This is a genomic window from Comamonas fluminis (genome assembly GCF_019186805.1).
Taxonomy (GTDB): domain Bacteria; phylum Pseudomonadota; class Gammaproteobacteria; order Burkholderiales; family Burkholderiaceae_C; genus Comamonas; species Comamonas fluminis.
The window spans coordinates 3,608,256-3,623,338 of sequence record NZ_CP066783.1 but is presented as its reverse complement, the minus strand read 5'-3'; the positions used below and the strand labels follow the sequence as shown (position 1 = coordinate 3,623,338).

The window sequence follows — 15,083 nt, the reverse complement described above, 5'->3', positions numbered from 1 at the left end:
GATGCAATGCGCGCAGCGTAACCGAAAGTTGTCATGTTCAGCGTGCAAGAACGTGGATGCAGCGCATTCAGTCATTGCGTAAAGTCAGCCCATGACCGATGGAAATCACGCCATGCCCCGCACTGCCCATACTGCCGCTCTGACCTCTGATTTGCTCTCAATCGATGAGCGCATAGCGCAATGCTGTCGCTGGCTGGAGGCTGAAGAGACTGCACCTTCGCTGGATGATCTGGCCCAGCGTCTGCAGCTCAGCCCCTGGCAGTTGCATCGACACTTCAAGCGCGCCACGGGGCTCACGCCCAAGGCCTATGCCAAGGCCCACCGTGGCCAGCATGTGCGCGCGGCGCTGCAGCCGCAGCAGAGCAGCTCGGTCACCGACGCCGCTTATCTGAGCGGCTATGAAGCCAGCAGCAGCTTTTACAAAGATGCACCCGCCATGCTGGGCATGGCACCGCAAACCTATCGCCAGCGCGGGCGGCATCAAACCATTCGCTTTGCGCTGGCCGAATGTTCGCTGGGCAGCTTGCTGGTGGCCAGCACGCAGCAGGGCGTGTGCTGCGTGCTGCTGGGCGATGATCCGCAGGCACTGATCGAAGATTTGCAGCAGCGCTTTGCTGCGGCGCAATTGATCGGGGCCGATACGCAATATGAGCAGACCGTGGCGCAGGTCGTGGCCTTGATTGAGCAGCCGCGACTGGGGCTGGCACTGCCTCTGGATATTCAAGGCACGGCTTTCCAGCAGCGGGTGTGGCAGGCGCTGCAGAAAATCCCAGCGGGCCAGACGCTCAGCTATTCAGAACTGGCGCGGCAGATGGGGGCGCCGCAGTCCACCCGCGCCGTGGCCAGTGCCATCGCGGCCAATCCGATTGCGGTGGCGGTGCCCTGCCACCGTGTGCTGCGCAATGACGGCAGCATCTCTGGTTACCGCTGGGGCGTGGAGCGCAAGCGTGCGTTGCTACTGCGTGAAGCCCAGCAGCGCAACCCGGGTTGATATCAAAACAATAGCTGCCAGCGATTGATATCTATGCACTTCAAGATGATTTGAATCTGATATCTATGAATATCAAGCGCTGCCAGCTCTCAAAAACACAGGAATTGCATGTGGATTGAATGCCAACAAAGCCTGCCCCAGCCCTATCGCTGGCAGGAATTTCTGGCTTTTCATGGGCGCGATGCGCAGCAGCGCTCTGAGTTGCTGCAAGTGTCTGAACAGCGTTTGTTCAAAGCCTTGATCTGGCAGGGACAGCCTGCGCTGCTGGTGCTGCAGTGGAATCAAGAAAAGGTACAGGCACGGCTGCATGTGCCTGATGCAGTGGCGCAGGACATGGCAAGTAGCCAGCAGGAGTTGCAAGCCATGCTGCAGCGCATGTTGGGGCTGGCTTATCCGCCCAGCGCCTTGCTGCAGGCCCACGGCAGTCACCCAGAGCTGGGGCCGCTGCTGGCGCGGCAAGCGGGCTTGCATGTGCCCGCATCGCCCACGCCATTCGAGGCGCTGAGCTGGGCCATCATGGGCCAGCAGATTTCGGTGGCGGTGGCCGTCAGCCTGCGGCGCAAGCTGATCGAGGCGGCGGGTTTACGACTGCATGAGCAGACTCAGAAGCTGCAGCCTGAGGCCGCGCATTTGCTGGCCTATCCCGATGCGGTGCAGGTCCTCACGCTGGATGTGGAGCAACTGCGGGCGCTGAGCTTTTCACAGGCCAAGGCCCAGACCTTGCGGAGCGTAGCCAAGGCAGTGGTGGATGGAGTGCTGCCTCTGGATGAATGGGCGAGTCAGAGCGCTCAAGAAAAGTGGAGCGCGACCGCTGTTGAAGCCGTTGCCGGGCAGTTGCTGGCCATCAAAGGCATAGGCCCGTGGACGGTGAACTACTGCCTGCTGCGCGGCTACGGCTGGCCCGACGGCAGCCTGCATGGCGATGTGGCCGTGCGCCGCGCCATCGGCCTGCTGCAGCAAAAAGAAAAGCCAGATGCGCTGGCTGCAAGCATCTGGCTTGATCAGTTTCAGCCCTTCAGAGCGCTGGTGGCGGCGCACCTGTGGGCAAGCCTTTCCTCTCAAGCCTACTGAGAAACGTAGGCCTTGGGCTGACTTTTGAAGTCAGTGTACTGGATCAAATGGCGGTAGTACGTCCTGGAAGTCGGACTGGATTGCTCGGTAGTCGTCCCTCCAGCCTTCGTAGGGAAGCAGCAGGGTCTGTGCATTGAGCAGAAGAAGTGCATTGCTATTGCGAAGCAGGTTCAATTGTTGCTCCATGGGAATCTCAATCAATGCGTGAACATTCGCATAGATGCCACCATGAACAAATGAATGCATGGCTTTGCCCGTGGCGTCATACAGCGCGACCAGTTTCTGGTGAATCTGGGCTGTTGGAGGATGCTGAGCAATGTTGTCCAGCATTTCCTTGAGCATGCGCTGCGGCGCGGTTTCCTTGATTACATCTACTTCCGGCGGAGTCCACAGCCGTGTGAGCCAGTCATCTTTTGCATAGACCCTGCACCATATGGCTTTGACCACATACTCAAACATGGGCCTGACCAGCGCATAAGCGGGTAGAGGGTTGTCTGCAGTAATGAGAAGCCATTGGCCTTGAGCGAGGTCACGGGCTGCGTTGGATAGTGACGCAATCGTTAGCTCTCGTTTGTCTGCGCGATCAGTCTCGACACCTTCGCAAAGCGCTGCCATCGCAGCTTGGAACAGCATGTGTCGCTCTAATCGCGGATCGACCTCATCGTCTGCGTAGCTTGTGACTGAATCGCTTTTTATCATCAGGTCACTGCGTTGATGGTATTGAACTCAGTGCGTTTCCACTCGCCCGATTCCAGCACCTGGCGCAGATGCTCGACGGCATTCCATACATCTTCAAAGCCCACATACAGCGGCGTGAAGCCAAAACGCAGAATGTCTTTGTGCTTGCCCGTACCGCCGTCGCCCTTGCGGAAGTCGCCAATCACGCCGCGTGCAATCAGTGCCTGAATGATGGCGTAGGCGCCGCTGTCCTTGCCGTCCACGCCCAGACCTTCCTCACGCGTCAGGCAGACCTGTGAGCCGCGTGCGGCGTGGTCACGCGGGGTGGCCAGACCCAGGCCATAGCCCTGGCAGCGTTCTTCCACCAGCTGGATGAACAGATCGGTCATGGCCAGCGATTTGGCGCGCAACGCTGCCATGCCGCCGAATGGCTGGGCCTCGGTATAGATGTCGATACCGCATTGCAGCACGCTCATGCTGATCATGGGCTGGGTGCCGCACAGATAGCGCTGAATGCCCTGGGCCGGATGGTAGTCGGGCACGAATTTGAACGGCTCTGCATGGCCGAACCAGCCCGACAGCGGTTGCCAGAAGCGGTTGATCAGGCGCGGGTGCGCCCAGACAAAGGCGGGCGAGCCGGGGCCGCCGTTCAGGTATTTGTAGCTGCAACCCACGGCAAAGTCTGCGTCTGCGCCCTTCAAGTCCACGGGCACGGCGCCTGCGCTGTGGCACAGGTCCCAGATGCAGAGAATGCCTTGGGCGTGTGCAGCGGCTGTAACGGCAGCCATGTCATGCATGGCGCCGGTGCGGTAGTTGACGTGGGTGAGCATGGAGATCGCCACGTCGCTCTGCAGCGCAGCGGCGATTTCTTCGGGCTCCAGCAGCACCAGCTCCAGCCCGTATTCCTGGCAGACGGACTGGGCGATGTACAGATCGGTGGGGAAGTTGCTGCGCTCGCTGATGACTTTTTTGCGGCTGGGCGAGTCTTCGCGGGCGATGCGCGCCGCCGCGCTCAACACCTTGTAGAGGTTGATGGAGGTGGTGTCAGTGAACATCAGCTCGCCTTCGCCCACGCCAATCCAGGGGGCGAACTGGTTGCCCAGACGCTCGGGCAGGCTGATCCAGCCCGCCTTGTTCCACGAGGTGATCAGGTCTTGCCCCCATTCCTGCGTCACCACTTCGGCCACGCGGGCTGCTGCTGCCTTGGGCTGGGCGCCCAGCGAGTTGCCATCCAGATAGATCACGCCCGCAGGCAGGGCAAAGCGATCGCGCAGGGGGCGCAGGGCGTCTTGGGCATCCAGTGCCTGGCAGTCTTGCAAAGTGGTCATTGTCTTCCTTAGAGGTATCTCAATTTTGATAGCTGCCCAGGATTATGAAACCTGGACTTCAAGCGGTTTTTGCTGTTATTTAACTCAGGGAGCGCAGCACGGCACGCACCGGAGATGCATCCGCTTCGGTCAGCTTGAGGGGCAGGGCAATCAGCTCGTAGTCACCCTCTGCCACGGCATCCAGCATCAGGTTTTCCAGCACGCGCAGGCCGCGCTGGCGGATCACCATATGGCTGTCCAGCGTCTTGCTGGTCGCTGGGTCGATGCTGGCGGTGTCTATGCCGATCAGCTTGACGCCCAGCTCGGCCAGCTTCTGCACGGTCTCAGGCGCGTAGGCGGCAAGGTCTGGGTCCCAACTGGTGGGCGCAGCCTGGTAGGTGCGCACCAGCACGCGCTGCGGCAGGTCGGTGTCAATCGCGTGCTCAATGTGCTGCCACTCGACCAGCGGGCCGCAGCCAATGGCATGAATCACGCGGCAGGGGCCGAGGAAGGCGTCGAGGTCGACTGCGCCAATGGCCGCGCCTTGCGCGTCATAGTGCAGCGGCGCATCGGCGTGCGCGCCCACATGGGGGCTTAGATGAATGGCGCTGACATTGACCGGGCAGCCCGGTCCAATCGTGGCGCACCATTCCTGCGAATAGGCGGTATCGCCGGGAAACACCGGGCTGGTGGGCGCAATGGCGGGGGAAATATCCCAGATCTGGCGTGTCATGGCGTTCATGCTTTAGTGGCGCGTGGGCGGTACCAGAGAGCATAGATGACGATCAGCGCAAGCAGGAACGGAACTCCAACGAGTGTGGTGGTGTGGAATTCCTTGGTAAACAAGGTGGTGACAATCACGCCAGCCATCAGCAGCGCGCCCAGCAGGGTGAAGACGGGAAAGCCCCACATGCGAAATTCCAGCTTCTGGCCTGGGTGCTCGCGCTGCCAGCGGGGGCGAAAGAGCAGGTGGGTGACGAAAACCATGAACCAGGCAAACATGGCGCCGAACATGGCAATCGACATCATCAGCTCCAGCGACTGCTCGGGCTTGAAGACATTGAGCACCATGGCCACGCACATGCCCAGACAGGACACGGCAATCGCGCCCAGCGGCACGCCACGGTGGTTGAGTTTGCCAAAAACCTTGGGTGCATAGCCGCCGCGCGAGAGGCTGAACATCATGCGCGAGGTGACATAGAGCTGGCTGTTCATGGCCGACAGCGAGGCCAGCAGCACCACAAAGTTGAGCACGCCTGCGGCGCCGGGGATGTTGAGAATCTCCATCACCTTCACGAACGGGCTCTTGTCCGTACCTGCGTGGTTCCAGGGCACGATGGCCAGCATGATGGCCAGCGACAGCAGATAAAACAGCACCAGGCGCAGCACCGTGGTGCGAAACGCGGTGGTCACGGCCTGCTTGGGCTTTTCGGCTTCGCCCGCGGCAATGGCAATGGATTCCAGATTCAGGTAGCTGAAGATGGCCACGATCACGCCCACCCAGGTGCCCCACAGGCCGTTGGGGAAGAAGCCGCCATTGGCGGTGTAATTGGCAAAGCCCACGCCTTCGGGGCGAGCGCCAAAAATCACATAGGCGCCAATCAGGATAAAGGCCACGATGGCTATCACCTTGATCATCGAGAACACATATTCGACCTGACCAAAGGCCTTGACGCTGGTGGCATTGACGGCGGCAAGCACTATGGAAAACAGAGCTACCCACACCCATTGGTCAACGGCTGGGAACCAGTACGCCATGTATTTGCCAACGGCGGTCACTTCCATGCCCACGGCCAGCACGACGGCAGCCCAGTAGGCATAGCGCACCACAAAACCGGCCAGCGGGCTGATGTAGTGCTCTGCATAGGCGCCGAACGAGCCGCTGGTAGGGTGGGCCACGGTCATCTCGGCCAGGCACCCCATGAGCAGCAGACCGATGAGTGCACCAATTGCATAGCTGATGAGCACACTGGGCCCGGCCACGCCAATGGCAAAGGCGCTGCCCATGAACAGGCCCGTGCCGATGGCGCCGCCAATGGCAATCATGGCCATCTGGGCGGCATTGAGCTGCTGGCTCAGGCCGGTTTCTCGTTGTTGGATGCTGTCAAAGTCGGCCATCACTTGCTGTCTGGGGGCTGAAAACGAAGCAGCAAGTATCCCGCGAATGGGCGGATTTCACTGCTGGCCTGCGAATGTCCCGCAGCGGCTCGTGGTGCGGCTGCAGCTTCAGCGCTGTGCCTGTGCGTAGTTGCCGGGTGTCAGCGAATGATGGGCTTTGAACGCCCGCTGCAGATGTGCCTGGTCGGCAAAGCCCATGGTGTATGCGGCTTCCGACAGCGGGGTGCCGGAAGCCAGCAGGCGCCGGGCACCGTTGATGCGCAGATTGAGCCTGTAGCTGCCAGGCGTCATTCCCGTGGCCGCCTTGAAGCGGCGGATAAAGCGCGTGGCGCTCATGCCGCATTGCCGGGCCAGTGCCTGCACCGTTAACTCGGCTGCTGGCGCTGCGTGCAGCTGTTGCAGCACGGCCTGAAGCTCAGCCCAGTCGCCCGACGGGTCTGACGGGCTTGGTTGCGCAGAATGGCAGGCGTTCGCGCACCGGGTAAGCAGTTTGTCCAGACCGCTGGCCAGTTGATGCGCAGCAGCGCTGTCTTCAATGGGGCGACAGAGCAGGTCAACCAGCTGGGCGATCTCGGCATCAGCCCAGACGCGTTGTGAAAAGCGCAGCGCAGTCACACCCAGCCGGGCGTGCAGCCATTCAGCATTGATGAACAGCATGCGATAGGCCCAGGGGGCGCCGGGGGCCGGGTTGCAGGCATGCCAGGAGTGCGGCTCCAGCAGAACGACATTGCCTGCATGCACAGGCTGCGGCCCCATGGCGTGATGAAAAACGGTCTGCCCCGCATCGACGATGCCAATGGAGTACTCGGCATGCATGTGCAGGCGAAAGCAGTGCGCCGATGCGGCGCTGTGACGCAGTTCGGCCCACGGGGCGGCCGGGGGCCGGTGGAAACGATGGGGGGAGGCGCTGGAGGTCATGAAAGCTTCACTCTGCCAGCCATCATGCCAGCATGCTGATGACACAGGCCACCAGCACCAGTGCCAGCAGACGGTTGAGCAGGCGCTGGCGCTGCGGTGTGCGCAGCCACCGCTGCAAAACCCGCCCCAGTGCAGCCCAGCAGCCAACGCCCAGCAGGCAGGCCATCAGCGAGACAGCGCAGAACCAGAGCAGCGCCCATTGCAGGTGCAGGCTGGGCGAGGTGAGGGGGATGACAAACATGCCGACCCCGGATAGCGCGACCAGCCATGCCTTGGGGTTGAGCCCCTGCACGGCAGCACCTTGCAAAAAGGCCGGTGCAGCAGCCGTTTGCATGGCCGTTTCAGCATCGGGGTGCTGCGCGGCAGATGGCGCGGTGGGCGCCCTGGCGATTTGCCATGCCAGCCACAGCAGATAGACGGCGCACAGCCGGGGTGCCCAGAGTGCAAGGGCCGGAATCTGCAGCAGCCACTGGCTGCCTTGCCCCATCAGCCAGACGATGAACGCATAGCTCAGGCTGGCGCCAAGAACATAAAGCAAAGCCGTAGTCCTGGGGCTTTCACAGCCGTGGCGCAGGGCCAGCACATTGACTGGCCCGGGTGTGATGGCCCCCGCCAGTGCAAAACCGGCCATGGCCAGCAGGGAAGTCAGCATGATCAGACAAGAGAGTGAAACTGCCCATCAGTCTGAAGAAGGGCTGGGCCGCTGTATTGAACAGAATTGCGCGCCATCGGTATGTGACCCTGCACAACAGCCTTGGGCAGAAGGGGGCTGCTGTAACTTGAGTTACGCTTAGAAACTTTGCATCGCGTCAGTCCGCCTGTTTTTCATGTCCTCCTCTGCATCCTCTGCCCCTTCACGCGTATGGCCTGCCGTGCGCATGCTTGCACGCGCGGATGTAGGGCTGAAGCGGCTCAACAATGAAGACGCCGTGGGCGTGTGCCCCGAGGCCAGTCCCTGGCCTCTGGCTGTGCTGGCCGATGGCATGGGGGGCTACAAGGCGGGCGAGGTGGCCAGCGGCATGGCCGTTGACCTGCTGACAGCAGCGCTGCAGCGTGCCAGCCTGACAGGGGCTGGCGAGCATGTGGCGCGCTGCGAGCTGATTGACGCGCTGGACATGGCCAACACCGCGATCTATGCAGCGGCCCAGTTCAGCCCCAGTTGCCAGGGCATGGGCACGACGGTGGTGGTGGCACTGGTGCTGCCGGAGCAGGTGTTGCTGGCCCATCTGGGCGATTCGCGTGCCTATGCCTGGCGCGACGGGCGGCTGCAGCGCATCACGCACGACCATTCACTGGTGCAGCAGGATATCGATGCCGGGCGAATGACGGAGGATGAGGCCAGAACTTCACGCATGAGCCATCTGGTAACGCGGGCGCTGGGCGTGGAGCCGGAAGTGGAAACGGAGCTGAGCCAGTGGCCGCTGCAGCCCGGCGATCGCATCATGCTGTGCTCCGATGGGCTGACCGACATGGTGGATGACGCGGCACTGGCGGCGCTGTTTGCCAGGCAACTGCCGCTGGATGAGTTGCTGCCAAGCCTGATTGCTGCCGCCAATGAGTCTGGCGGCAAAGACAATATCGGGGTGGTGCTGATGGAAGCCGATTTCGGCCGCTAGCCTTTATAAATAAAGCGCTTTCAGCTATTGTTTTTACAGTAAACCGGTTTCCAGCGACTGCATGCCATGGCGCAGGCGCACACGGTTGCAGGCATCCGAGCCTGCTGCAAACTCCCGGCAGGGCGAAGGCCGCCATTCATAAATGCCACAGGATGCTTTTTCACCCACCTTGCCCACCAGCGCCGCGCAGCGCGGGCGTGCCCAGTCCGTGCCGCGCATGCGGCAGGTGTAGTCGGTGACTTCTTCAATCAGGCCTGCAGGTACACGCCCGCCTTGTTCCTGAGATTCATGGACGGAGAAATCCACACGAAATGATGCGCAGCAGGCACCGCAGGTCAGGCAGGGATGGGTCATGGCAAGGCCAGAAAAAGAGCTGGGGCGGAATTTTCTCTGGCGCCTGATGCCGCATGAGCGCAAGCTGTAAAAATCCGAGTGCGCTACACGGAAACAGCAGGCGAGGGCGGCCCTTGCCCAAAGCAAACGCAGACTTCAGCCCTGCCGCGCTGGCACTATGCCGGCTTGGCGCGCTAGGACTCTGAAGTCTTGATAACCATAATGAGAATTAAACTCAATAAAATGGCGTCCATGAGTATCTTGCAGTCCTCGGCCTCGGGTAGCGCGGCCACTGTTTTAGCGTCCGGTGATGTGGCAGGGGCCACACCGTCGTCAGTGAGCGCGCAGGCTGCGATCAGCCTCGACAAGCTGGCGCTCAATATTCCTGCGCATGTGCTGGACCTTGTCAGTGCCAGCAATGTGGAAGAGCAGGAGCTGATGCTGCGCCTGATGGAAATCGGCTTTCTGCCCGGCGAGCGTGTGCGCATTGTGGCAACAGGCTTTCCCGGCCCTGATCCGCTGGCGGTGCGTGTAGGTGCTGCAACGTTTGCCCTGCGCCGCTATGAGGCGTCACGCGTGCTGGTAGTGCCGGAGGCCAAGCCATGAACGCGCGTGAGAACCCGTCCCTGAAGTCTTCTGTGCAGAACATCTCCATCCAGAACCTGAACTCCGGCACTGCGGCTGCTGACCAGAATGCGCCCCTGCGCGCCGCTTTGCTGGGTAACCCGAACTGCGGCAAGACTGCGCTGTTCAACCTGCTGACTGGCGCACGCCAGAAAGTGGCCAACTACGCAGGCGTGACGGTAGAGCGCAAGGAAGGCTGGCTGAACACGCCCGCCAAGCGCCGCGTGCGCCTGCTGGATTTGCCGGGCACCTACAGCCTGCATGCGCACAGCGAAGATGAACGCATCACACGCGACATCGTCAGCGGCCTGCACGACAGAGAAGCGCCGCCCGAGCTGCTGATCTGCGTGACCGATGCTACCCACCTGCGCCTGAACCTGCGCCTGGTGCTGGAGGCGCGTGCACTGGGGCTGCCCATGGTGCTGGTGCTCAATATGAGCGACATGGCCAAGCGCCAGGGCATTGTGGTGGACAAGGCCAAGCTCAGCCAGGCGCTGGGCCTGCCCGTGATTGAGAGCGTGGGCGTGCGTCTGGATGGCGGCAAGGAACTGCTGAACTGGCTGGACAGCGAGCAGGCACGAAGCCTCAAAGCGCCTTCGATGGAAGGCCACTGGCAGCCCAAGGCAGGCCAGGGCGCCAAGGAGCAATTGCTGAGCCTGCACCAGCAGGTGGCAGACATCATGCGCCAGGCGGTGCAGGAGCCGCAGGTGGATCACCAGCGCGCCGACCGTATCGACGCCGTGGTGCTGCACCCCGTCTGGGGCAGCTTGCTGCTGCTGGTGACGCTGTTCCTGATCTTCCAGGCGGTGTTCAGCTGGGCTGCGCCGCTGATGGAGGGCATTGAAGGCGGCGTGGCCAGCTTTGGCAAGTGGGTTGCCGCCGTCATGCCCGATGGTGTGCTGCGCAGCCTGCTGGTCGATGGCGTGATTGCCGGCACAGGCGCTGTGCTGGTGTTTTTGCCGCAGATTCTGATTCTGTTCTTCTTCATTCTGGTGCTGGAAGACTCGGGCTATCTGCCACGTGCGGCCTTTTTGCTGGACCGCATCATGGGCACGGTTGGCCTGTCGGGGCGCTCCTTTATTCCGCTGCTGTCCAGCTTTGCCTGCGCGGTGCCGGGCATCATGGCGACGCGCTCGATTTCCAGCTGGCGTGACCGTTTGCTGACCATCATGATTGCGCCGCTGATGACCTGCTCGGCACGTCTGCCGGTCTATGCGCTCTTGATTGCGGCCTTCATCCCTGACCGTGAGGTGGGTGGCCTGTTCAATCTGCAGGGACTGGTGCTGTTTGCGCTGTATGTGGGCGGCATTGTCAGTGCCATGGCCGTGGCCTGGGTGGCCAAGCTGTTCCGCACCAACAAGACCCGCACGCCGCTGATGATGGAGTTGCCCGCCTACCGCTGGCCCAGCATTCGCAGTCTGGCCCTGGGCCTGTACGAGCGCGCCATCATCTTCCTGCGCCGCGTGGGCGGCATCATCCTGACGGTGAGCATTGTGCTGTGGTTCCTGGCCAGCTACCCTGCTGCGCCGGAAGGTGCAGAGGCCGCCATTCGCTACAGCTATGCAGGCCAGCTGGGCCGCATGCTGGAAGTGATTCTGGCGCCCATCGGCTTTAACTGGCAGATTGCGATTGCGCTGGTGCCCGGCATGGCTGCACGCGAAGTGGCCGTGGGTGCACTGGGCACGGTGTATGCGCTGTCCGCAAGCAGTGACGATGCCATGGCCCAGCAACTGGGCCCGCTGATTGCCAGCAGCTGGTCGCTGGCCACGGCGCTGTCGCTGCTGGTGTGGTTTATCTTTGCGCCTCAGTGCGTCTCCACGCTGGCCATGGTCAAGCGTGAGACCAATGGCTGGCGCTATCCGCTGATCATGCTGGGCTATCTGTTTGGTCTGGCCTATCTGTGCAGCTTTATCACCTATCGCATTGCGGTTGCGCTGGGCTGGGGTTAAGGAAAGGAGTTTTCCATGCAAGAAATGATTGTGGGCGTGATTGTGGCCGTGGCTGCCGTGGCGCTGGTCTGGCGGCTGATGCCGGGAAACCTCAAGCGCAAGGTTGCAGCCAGTCACCCAGCCTTGTCGGGGCTGGGCAAGGAAAGTGGCTGCGGCAGCTGCAGCGCCTGTGAAGGCGATAGCTGCGCACCCAAGAAGACCTGAGCTTTTCAGCACTTGAATGCAAAAGGCCTGAGTGCCCCGTGAATGGGCCTCAGGCCTTTTGTTTGGCTGTCATGCACTACAAACCGCGGCGGCCTGCGCCAGATTTGGCTGGGGCTTTGAGGAGTTATGAAGCCCAGGCGTAGGTTTTACATGCGCTAGCTGCTATCAAATTGGTACAGAGCTTCAGGCCGCTTCCAGCCAATGTGTGACGTCTTCTTCCTCCAGTTCCGGCAGGCCGAACTTGGCGCGGGTGTCATGGCAGCCATAGGAGGCAAAAGGAAAGTCGCGGCAGGGGCGTGAGCGCTGCTCGTAAATGCCGCAGCCTATGCAGCCTTCGCCGACTTCAGGCAGCTCGCGCAGGGCCACGCAGCGCACTGGGTGCAACTGCGTGCCATTCATGCGGGCACGGTTGCCCTTGCCGGGCACCTCATGGGCCAGTTCATCGGGCACGGTGCCGCCCATGGATTGGAGTTCATAGACGGAAAATTCCACGCGGTAGTTCTGGCAGCACACGCCGCAGGTCAGGCAGGGGTGGATGGGGGAGGGCATCGTGGGTTCTTCAAAAGTTCAGGCATCGCGGTCACGCCGTCCTCCTCATGCAGGGGATGGCTGTGAAAAGAGAGATCAGCAAGCCCGGCGCGGCAAAGCGCACAGCGGGCGAAGGCCTGAGCCACTAGGTGTGGCCTTGAAGAAACTTCAGATAAAAGGTGTGGATGCGCACATACAGCGCACGCACGCGGGCGGCAAATGGCTTGCGCGGCCCGAAGTAGGAAGGCACGCGTGTGTGGCGTGCCATATGCGGCTGGCGCAGGGCGCGCTGGCCACCACATTGCCCGTAGCGTGCATCGCCCATGGCAGGGCGCAGCGGGCAAAAGAAAACCGCCAGCTGGCGCAAAGCCCGCTGGCGGTCTGGAGATGTGATGTGGCTCAGGTGCATGGGTGTGGAGGTATGCAGATGAGCCAGGTCGTAGTGAATCAGCCTGGCTGGCGGCCCAGCAGCAGGTATTCCATCAGTGCCTTTTGCACGTGCATGCGGTTTTCTGCCTCGTCCCAGACGACGGACTGTGGGCCGTCGATGACTTCGGCAGTCACTTCCTCGCCACGGTGGGCGGGCAGGCAGTGCATGAAGACGGCTTCGGGCTTGGCAGCCTGCATCATTTCTTCGTCCACACACCAGTCGGCAAAGGCCTTCATGCGCACAGCGTTTTCAGCTTCGTAGCCCATGCTGGTCCACACATCGGTGGTGACCAGATCGGCGCCCTTGCAGGCTTCCAGCGGGTCCTTGAAGACTTTGTAGCAGCCTTCGCGGGGCGTCTTGCCGCCAAAGGCCAGCTTTTCGTCCACTTCGTAGCCACCGGGGGTGCTGACATGGACGGTAAAGCCCAGCAGGTCAGCAGCCTGCAGCCAGGTGTTGGCCATGTTGTTGCCATCGCCCACCCAGGCCACCACCTTGCCCTTGATCGAGCCGCGATGCTCGATGAAGGTAAAGATGTCGGCCAGGATCTGGCAGGGGTGGAACTCGTTGGTCAGGCCGTTGATGACGGGCACGCGAGAGTGGGCGGCAAAGCGCTCGATCTTGTCCTGGCCAAAGGTGCGAATCATGACCAGATCGGTCATGCGGCTGATGACGCGGGCGCTGTCCTCGATGGGCTCGGAGCGGCCCAGCTGGCTGTCGCCCGTGGTCAGGTGAACCACGGAACCACCCAGCTGGTACATGCCGGCTTCAAAGCTCACACGGGTGCGGGTGCTGGCCTTCTCGAAGATCATGGCCATGGTGCGGTCGCTCAGCGTGTGGTGCTTTTCGTAGCCCTTGAACTTTTTCTTGATCAGGGTGGCACGCGAGAGCAGGTAGTCGTATTCGTCAGCCGAAAAATCGGAAAACTGCAGATAGTGTTTGATGGCTGTCATCGACAAAACTTTCATTCGGCAAGGAATTGCTGCACCAGTGGCTTCAGGCGTGCCACGACTTCGTCAGCTTCGGCTTCCGTCATGATCAGCGGAGGCACCAGGCGCACCACGGTATCGGCGGTGACGGAGAACAGCAGGCCCGCTTCGGCGCCACGGCCCAGCAGCACGCCGCAGGGCTTGTTCAGCTCGATGCCGATAATCAGGCCCTCGCCGCGCACGTCCACCACGCCAGGCAGGCTGCCCAGTTCTTGCTGCAGCTTGGCCTTCAGGTGCGCACCAACCTTGGTGGTGTGTGCCAGCAGACCATCTTCTTCCATGATGCGGATGGTTTCGATACCAGCGCGCATGGACAGGGGGTTGCCACCGAAGGTCGTGCCGTGGTTGCCGGGCTTGAGCACTTCGGCTGCCTTGCCCTTGGCCACGATGGCGCCCACAGGCACGCCAGAGCCCAGGCCCTTGGCCAGAGACATCACATCAGGCACGATGCCTGCCCACTGGTGGGCAAACCACTTGCCGGTGCGGCCCATGCCGGATTGCACTTCGTCCAGAATCATCAGCCAGTCATTGGCATCGCACAGGGCGCGCACTTGCTGCATGTATTCGGCACGCATGGGGTGCAGGCCGCCTTCGCCCTGAATGGGCTCCATCATCACGCCGACGATGTTGGGGTTGCCTGCGGTGGCTTTCTTCAGGGCTTCGATGTCGTTGGCGGGAATGCGGATAAAGCCTTCCAGCAGCGGGCCAAAGCCTTCGCGCACCTTGGGGTTGGCGGTGGCGCTCATGGTGCCCAGCGAACGGCCGTGGAAAGCATGGTCATAGACCACGATCACGGGGTTGGCGATGCCCTTGTCCACGCCAAACTTGCGTGCCAGCTTGATGGCGGCTTCGTTGGCTTCCAGGCCAGTGCTGCAGAAAAAGGCCTTGTCCATCTTGGCGCGCTCGGTCAGCAGCTTGGCAAGCTCTTCCTGGCCGGGCACGTTGTAGTAGTTGGAGCAGTGGATCAGCTTGGCCACCTGGTCCTGAATCGCAGGCACGAACTTTGGGTGGTTGTGACCCAGTGTGTTGACCGCGATGCCGCCCAGTGCATCGAGGTATTCCTTGCCGTTGACATCCCACAGGCGGCAGCCCTGACCTCGCTCCAGAGCGATAGGGACGCGGCCATAGGTGGACATCACGTGGGGCTGGACAACCTCGGTGGAAACGGTCATTGCAGGAATCTCCTCAACAGGACGGTTGGCGGTGCACAGGACACCTTGAAAAAATGCGAGGCTTGATTCTAGATGCCCCTGATAACCCCAACATTGCGGATTGCGCATCGCTGCCATGCAATGAACCTACGTCATACTGGGGTTGACATCTGCAGACT

General features: G+C 61.6%; 17 protein-coding genes. 6 read left to right on the top strand and 11 right to left on the bottom strand.

Annotated elements, in window-relative coordinates:
- Positions 1-112: 112 nt before the first annotated feature.
- Positions 113-991, top strand: a complete 879-nt coding sequence (locus JDW18_RS16815) for a methylated-DNA--[protein]-cysteine S-methyltransferase (RefSeq protein WP_218243958.1) — start codon at positions 113-115, stop codon at positions 989-991.
- Between the two features lie 108 nt (positions 992-1,099).
- Positions 1,100-2,062, top strand: coding sequence for a DNA-3-methyladenine glycosylase family protein (locus JDW18_RS16810; protein ID WP_218240579.1), 963 nt, complete (start codon positions 1,100-1,102; stop codon positions 2,060-2,062).
- A gap of 30 nt (positions 2,063-2,092) precedes the next feature.
- Here JDW18_RS16810 and JDW18_RS16805 read toward each other — a convergent pair whose 3' ends face one another.
- The 6 genes from JDW18_RS16805 to JDW18_RS16780 all read right to left on the bottom strand — a co-directional run bounded on the left by JDW18_RS16805 (position 2,093) and on the right by JDW18_RS16780 (position 7,735).
- Positions 2,093-2,695: a DUF6988 family protein gene (locus tag JDW18_RS16805; RefSeq protein WP_218240577.1), complete on the bottom strand. Its 603-nt coding sequence runs from the start codon at positions 2,693-2,695 to the stop codon at positions 2,093-2,095.
- Between the two features lie 65 nt (positions 2,696-2,760).
- The gene (kynU, locus tag JDW18_RS16800; RefSeq protein WP_218240576.1) at positions 2,761-4,068 is read right to left on the bottom strand and encodes a kynureninase; all 1,308 of its coding nucleotides are present in this window, start codon (positions 4,066-4,068) and stop codon (positions 2,761-2,763) included.
- Between the two features lie 79 nt (positions 4,069-4,147).
- Positions 4,148-4,780 carry an arylformamidase gene (gene kynB, locus JDW18_RS16795; protein ID WP_218240575.1) on the bottom strand — a complete coding sequence of 211 codons (633 nt, stop codon included), beginning with the start codon at positions 4,778-4,780 and terminating at the stop codon, positions 4,148-4,150.
- Between the two features lie 5 nt (positions 4,781-4,785).
- Positions 4,786-6,165, bottom strand: coding sequence for an amino acid permease (locus JDW18_RS16790; protein WP_218240574.1), 1,380 nt, complete (start codon positions 6,163-6,165; stop codon positions 4,786-4,788).
- 108 nt (positions 6,166-6,273) lie between these two features.
- The gene (locus JDW18_RS16785; protein WP_218240573.1) at positions 6,274-7,083 is read right to left on the bottom strand and encodes an AraC family transcriptional regulator; all 810 of its coding nucleotides are present in this window, start codon (positions 7,081-7,083) and stop codon (positions 6,274-6,276) included.
- A 22-nt stretch (positions 7,084-7,105) separates the two neighbouring features.
- The gene (locus JDW18_RS16780; RefSeq protein WP_218240572.1) at positions 7,106-7,735 is read right to left on the bottom strand and encodes a LysE family translocator; all 630 of its coding nucleotides are present in this window, start codon (positions 7,733-7,735) and stop codon (positions 7,106-7,108) included.
- A gap of 226 nt (positions 7,736-7,961) precedes the next feature.
- On the opposite strand from JDW18_RS16780, the gene JDW18_RS16775 reads away from it, so the two are divergent.
- Positions 7,962-8,699, top strand: coding sequence for a Stp1/IreP family PP2C-type Ser/Thr phosphatase (locus tag JDW18_RS16775; RefSeq protein WP_218243957.1), 738 nt, complete (start codon positions 7,962-7,964; stop codon positions 8,697-8,699).
- 33 nt (positions 8,700-8,732) lie between these two features.
- Here the strand turns inward: JDW18_RS16775 and JDW18_RS16770 are convergent, their stop codons facing one another.
- The gene (locus tag JDW18_RS16770; RefSeq protein WP_218240571.1) at positions 8,733-9,053 is read right to left on the bottom strand and encodes a YkgJ family cysteine cluster protein; all 321 of its coding nucleotides are present in this window, start codon (positions 9,051-9,053) and stop codon (positions 8,733-8,735) included.
- Between the two features lie 222 nt (positions 9,054-9,275).
- Between JDW18_RS16770 and JDW18_RS16765 the strand changes: the two genes are divergently transcribed.
- From JDW18_RS16765 to JDW18_RS16755, 3 genes are read left to right on the top strand one after another with little or no spacing between them, the layout of a single operon-like run.
- A complete protein-coding gene (locus JDW18_RS16765) occupies positions 9,276-9,638 on the top strand; it encodes a FeoA family protein (RefSeq protein WP_218240570.1) in 363 nt (120 codons plus the stop codon).
- A complete protein-coding gene (gene feoB / locus JDW18_RS16760) occupies positions 9,635-11,605 on the top strand; it encodes a ferrous iron transporter B (protein WP_218240569.1) in 1,971 nt (656 codons plus the stop codon). The genes JDW18_RS16765 and feoB overlap by 4 nt, the downstream gene beginning before the upstream one ends.
- 15 nt (positions 11,606-11,620) lie before the next feature.
- On the top strand, positions 11,621-11,809 hold the full coding sequence (locus JDW18_RS16755; RefSeq protein WP_218240567.1) for a hypothetical protein: 189 nt from the start codon (positions 11,621-11,623) through the stop codon (positions 11,807-11,809).
- Between the two features lie 183 nt (positions 11,810-11,992).
- Here the strand turns inward: JDW18_RS16755 and JDW18_RS16750 are convergent, their stop codons facing one another.
- The 4 genes from JDW18_RS16750 to JDW18_RS16735 form a co-directional block, all read right to left on the bottom strand.
- Entirely contained in the window at positions 11,993-12,358 is a 366-nt protein-coding gene (locus tag JDW18_RS16750; RefSeq protein ID WP_218240566.1) for a YkgJ family cysteine cluster protein, read from the bottom strand.
- Positions 12,359-12,482: 124 nt separating this feature from the next.
- Positions 12,483-12,746: a hypothetical protein gene (locus JDW18_RS16745; RefSeq protein ID WP_218240565.1), complete on the bottom strand. Its 264-nt coding sequence runs from the start codon at positions 12,744-12,746 to the stop codon at positions 12,483-12,485.
- Between the two features lie 38 nt (positions 12,747-12,784).
- Entirely contained in the window at positions 12,785-13,708 is a 924-nt protein-coding gene (gene argF, locus JDW18_RS16740; protein ID WP_218243956.1) for an ornithine carbamoyltransferase, read from the bottom strand.
- 20 nt (positions 13,709-13,728) lie between these two features.
- Complete coding sequence (locus tag JDW18_RS16735; protein ID WP_218240564.1) at positions 13,729-14,925, bottom strand: aspartate aminotransferase family protein; 1,197 nt, start codon at positions 14,923-14,925, stop codon at positions 13,729-13,731.
- Positions 14,926-15,083: the final 158 nt, after the last annotated feature.

Coding starts and splice junctions, on each gene's coding strand:
- JDW18_RS16815 (WP_218243958.1), top strand. CDS start 113: ATGCCCCGCACTGCCCATACTGCCGCTCTGACCTCTGATTTGCTCTCA.
- kynU (WP_218240576.1), bottom strand. CDS start 4,068: ATGACCACTTTGCAAGACTGCCAGGCACTGGATGCCCAAGACGCCCTG.
- JDW18_RS16805 (WP_218240577.1), bottom strand. CDS start 2,695: ATGCTGTTCCAAGCTGCGATGGCAGCGCTTTGCGAAGGTGTCGAGACT.
- JDW18_RS16790 (WP_218240574.1), bottom strand. CDS start 6,165: ATGGCCGACTTTGACAGCATCCAACAACGAGAAACCGGCCTGAGCCAG.
- JDW18_RS16785 (WP_218240573.1), bottom strand. CDS start 7,083: ATGACCTCCAGCGCCTCCCCCCATCGTTTCCACCGGCCCCCGGCCGCC.
- JDW18_RS16745 (WP_218240565.1), bottom strand. CDS start 12,746: ATGCACCTGAGCCACATCACATCTCCAGACCGCCAGCGGGCTTTGCGC.
- JDW18_RS16810 (WP_218240579.1), top strand. CDS start 1,100: ATGTGGATTGAATGCCAACAAAGCCTGCCCCAGCCCTATCGCTGGCAG.
- JDW18_RS16780 (WP_218240572.1), bottom strand. CDS start 7,735: ATGCTGACTTCCCTGCTGGCCATGGCCGGTTTTGCACTGGCGGGGGCC.
- kynB (WP_218240575.1), bottom strand. CDS start 4,780: ATGACACGCCAGATCTGGGATATTTCCCCCGCCATTGCGCCCACCAGC.
- feoB (WP_218240569.1), top strand. CDS start 9,635: ATGAACGCGCGTGAGAACCCGTCCCTGAAGTCTTCTGTGCAGAACATC.
- JDW18_RS16770 (WP_218240571.1), bottom strand. CDS start 9,053: ATGACCCATCCCTGCCTGACCTGCGGTGCCTGCTGCGCATCATTTCGT.
- JDW18_RS16750 (WP_218240566.1), bottom strand. CDS start 12,358: ATGCCCTCCCCCATCCACCCCTGCCTGACCTGCGGCGTGTGCTGCCAG.
- JDW18_RS16735 (WP_218240564.1), bottom strand. CDS start 14,925: ATGACCGTTTCCACCGAGGTTGTCCAGCCCCACGTGATGTCCACCTAT.
- JDW18_RS16775 (WP_218243957.1), top strand. CDS start 7,962: ATGCTTGCACGCGCGGATGTAGGGCTGAAGCGGCTCAACAATGAAGAC.
- JDW18_RS16755 (WP_218240567.1), top strand. CDS start 11,621: ATGCAAGAAATGATTGTGGGCGTGATTGTGGCCGTGGCTGCCGTGGCG.
- JDW18_RS16765 (WP_218240570.1), top strand. CDS start 9,276: ATGGCGTCCATGAGTATCTTGCAGTCCTCGGCCTCGGGTAGCGCGGCC.